At 70.5% G+C, this 3720-nt stretch carries 3 protein-coding genes; all 3 read left to right on the forward strand.

The genetic code is table 11. The annotated features are described in order from the left end of the window. The first annotated feature begins 225 nt into the window (after positions 1-225). Positions 226-741 carry a hypothetical protein gene (locus PMI01_RS02245; protein WP_007662441.1) on the forward strand — a complete coding sequence of 172 codons (516 nt, stop codon included), beginning with the start codon at positions 226-228 and terminating at the stop codon, positions 739-741. Between the two features lie 4 nt (positions 742-745). After that, a complete protein-coding gene (gene mrdA / locus PMI01_RS02250) occupies positions 746-2770 on the forward strand; it encodes a penicillin-binding protein 2 (protein ID WP_007662443.1) in 2025 nt (674 codons plus the stop codon). Next, on the forward strand, positions 2767-3720 hold a 954-nt coding region (locus tag PMI01_RS02255; RefSeq protein WP_007662445.1), incomplete at its 3' end, for an FtsW/RodA/SpoVE family cell cycle protein. The genes mrdA and PMI01_RS02255, both read left to right, overlap by 4 nt.

Raw genomic sequence — 3720 nt, forward strand, 5'->3', positions numbered from 1 at the left:
CGCCGGGGCCAGGCCGCCGCCGCCCGCCGCCGCCACGCCGACGACCGCGCCGGCGATGGCCGCGCCCAAGCCCGCTGTCCCCGCCGCGACCACCCCCGCGCCGAAACCCGCCACGACCACCCCCGCGCCGAAACCCGTCACGCCCAGGCCCGCGACCGCGCAACCCAGGCCGGCCACGCCGCGCCCGACGGTCCCGACCGCGCCGCAACCGCCTGGAGGCGGCGTATGAGCATGGGCGGCGCCCGGCCTCTGCATCCCGGCCGCTGGCTGGGCGTGCCGCTGCTGATCAGCGTCCTGGCGACCGTGGTCTTCGCCGCGCCCATCCGCATCTACGGCCTGCAATTGCCCGAGCCGGTGTTCGCCATGGTCCCGGCCTTCGCCTGGGCGCTGATCCGGCCGTCGATCCTGGCCCCCTTCGCCCTGCTGTTCCTGGGCCTGTTCCTCGACGTGTTCTGGGGCGGGGCGACCGGCCTGTGGGGCCTGTCGCTGCTGGTCGCCTACGCCACGGCCCTGGCCGGCCGCAACATGATGACCGGCCAGAGCCGGCCGATCATGTGGGCCTGGTTCAGCGGCGTGACCGGGGTGGCGATGATCGCCGGCTTCCTGTTCACCATGCTCGATAGCCTGGCCATGCCCAGCCTCCTGGCGGTGTTCTGGCAGTTCCTGGTCACCGCCCTGTTGTTCCCGTTCGCCCACCGGCTGATCGACCGGTTCGAGGACGCGGACGTCCGGTTCCGGTGACGCCATGAGCGAACCGTCAATCTTCTTCTTCGAGGTCAACGAGCGGCAGGGGGTCTTCCACCGTCGCGCGTTCCTGATGGGCGGCCTGGCGGGCGGCGGGCTGCTGGCCCTGGGCGGCCGCCTGGCCCAGCTGCAGCTGGTCGAGGCCCAGCGCTACCAGAAGCTTTCGGCCGGCAACCAGTTCAACTACCGCCTGGTGCCGCCGCCGCGCGGCCTGATCCTCGACCGCAACGGCGTGGCCCTGGCCTCGAACCGGCCCAATTTCCGGCTGCTGGTCACCAAGGAGTCCAAGGACTTCGACGTCGAGGCGACCCTGGACGACCTGGCCCTGCTGGTGCCGATCGACGGCTCGCGCCGCGCCCGGCTGCTCAAGGACATCGCCCGCGCGCCGAAGAAGGCCCCGGTGGCGGTGATGGAGGACATGACCTGGGAGGAGTTCTCCCGCGTCAACATCCGCGCCCCGGAACTGCCCGGCGTCACCGCCGACATGGGCGAGGTGCGGGTCTATCCGTTCGGCGGGGCCTTCGCCCACGTCATCGGCTACGTGGCCAAGGTCTCGGACCGCGATCTGGAGAAGGCCAAGGACGAGCCCGACCAGGACCTGCTGCACCATCCGGGCTTCCGGATCGGCAAGCAGGGGGTGGAGAAGGCCCTGGACCGCGAGCTGCGCGGCCGCCCGGGCGCCACCAAGGCCGAGGTCGACGCCCAGGGCCGGGTGGTGCGCCTCGACCCCGAGGGCGACATCCCGCCGACCGCCGGCAAGGAAGTGCGGCTGACCCTGGACGCCGACATCCAGAACCGCGCCCTGGAGGTGATGGGCGACGAGAGCGGCGCCATCGTCGTCATGGACATCCGCAACGGCGACCTGCTGGCCATGGTCTCGGCCCCCAGCTTCGACGCCAACCGCTTCGTGAAGGGCCTGTCGGGGCCCGAGTACAAGGCCCTGGCCGAGTACGAGCGCAAGCCGTTGCTGGACAAGGCGCTGAGCGGCACCTATCCGCCGGGCTCGACCTTCAAGCCGACCGTCGGCCTGGCCGCCCTGAGCGCCGGGATCGACCCCGAGGTGCGGGTGAGCTGCGGCGGCAGCTGGTACTACGGCAACCGCACGTGGCGGTGCTGGCAGAAGAACGGCCACGGCTCGCAGAACATGCACGAGGCCATCAAGAACTCGTGCGACATCTACTTCTACCAGACCGCCCTGAAGATCGGGCCGGACGCCATCGCCACGGCCGCCCGGGCCATGGGTTTCGGCGAGATCTTCGACATCGGCATCCCCGGCCAGAAGAAGGGCCTGGTCCCCGACCGGGCCTGGAAGAAGGCCGCCTTCAAGAAGAACCCCGCCAACCAGATCTGGTTTCCCGGCGAGACCCCCAGCTACGGCATCGGGCAGGGGGCGTTGAACGTCAACGCCCTGCAGCTGGCGGTGATGACCGCGCGCCTGGCCAACGGCAAGAAGGCGCTCAATCCGCGACTGATCAAGTCGGTCGGCGGGGTGGAGCAGCCCAGCGGCGCGGCGGTGCCCGACCTGCCGTTCTCGATGGAGCACCTGGCCTATGTGCGCGGCGGCATGGAGGCGGTGGCCAACGACGTGCGCGGCACCGCCTATCGCCAGAGCCAGCTGGGCCTGGGCGACGTCAAGATGGCCGGCAAGACCGGCACGGCCCAGGTGCGCAGCTACGACAAGGTCGCCAACCGCAAGAGCGACAGCGTCGCCTGGCGGCTCAAGGACCACAACCTGTTCGTGGCCTTCGCCCCCTATGACGACCCCCGCTACGCCGTCGCCGTGATCATCGAGCACGGCGGCCTGGGCGGGGCCACGGCCGGCGCCCCGCGGGCCCGCGAGGTCATGCGCGTGGCGCTGCTGAAGGATCCGGAGATCCGCGCCCGCATCGAGCGTCCCATGCCGATGCCCGAGGCGCCGGTCGAGACCGGTCCCGACGGCGCCGTCGAGGGCGCGGCCCCCGAAGACCCGATCGAAGGCGCGCCGCCGCCGCCCACGCCGACGCCCGCGCCCGGAGCTCCCCAATGACCCTCAGCGGCGGCCTCAGCCGGCCCGGCGAACGCGACCGGCCGATCATCAAGTTCATGGAGATCGACTGGACCCTGTGTCTGGTCCTGTGCCTGATCGCCGGCACCGGCAGCATGATGCTGTTCTCGATCGCCGGCGCCTCGTGGGAGCCGTGGGCCGCCAAGCACCTGATCCGCTTCGGCATCTATTTCGTGCTGATGATCGGCCTGGCGATGATCGACCTGCGGGTGTGGTTCAGCCTGGCCTATCCGGTCTACGGGGTGGGGCTGATCCTGCTGGTGCTGGTCGAGGCGATCGGCGACGTCTCGCTGGGCGCCCAGCGTTGGTTGTCGATCGGCGGCTTCCGCTTCCAGCCGTCCGAGATCATGAAGATCGGCGTCGTCCTGGCCCTGGCCCGCTACTATCACGGCCTGTCGGCCGACAGCGCCCGGCTGTCGTGGAAGCTGCTGATCCCCGCCACCCTGATCGGCGCCCCGACCCTGCTGGTCGCCCACCAGCCCGACCTGGGGACGGCGGTGCTGATCGCCGCGCCGGGCATCGCGGTGATGGTGCTGGCCGGGCTGTCGCTGCGCCTGATCATCATCGGCATCGTCGGGGTGCTGGCGGCCCTGCCGCCATTCATCTTCTTCGTGCTGCACGACTACCAGCGCAACCGGATCCTGACCTTCATGGACCCGGAGAAGGACCCGTCGGGCAACGGCTACCACATCATGCAGTCGAAGATCGCCCTGGGCTCCGGCGGGCTGATGGGCAAGGGCTTCGGCCTGGGGTCGCAGAGCCAGCTGAACTTCCTGCCCGAGAAGCAGACCGACTTCATCTTCGCCACCCTGGCCGAGGAGTTCGGCTTCATCGGCTGCTTCAGCGTGCTGTTCCTGTACGGGGTGGCGATCTTCATGGCCCTGCGCATCGCCTCGATCAGCCACAGCCACTTCGGCCGGCTGTCGGCGGGC

Origin of the sequence: Caulobacter sp. AP07, from assembly GCF_000281955.1 — a bacterium.
In the GTDB taxonomy this organism is placed as follows: domain Bacteria; phylum Pseudomonadota; class Alphaproteobacteria; order Caulobacterales; family Caulobacteraceae; genus Caulobacter.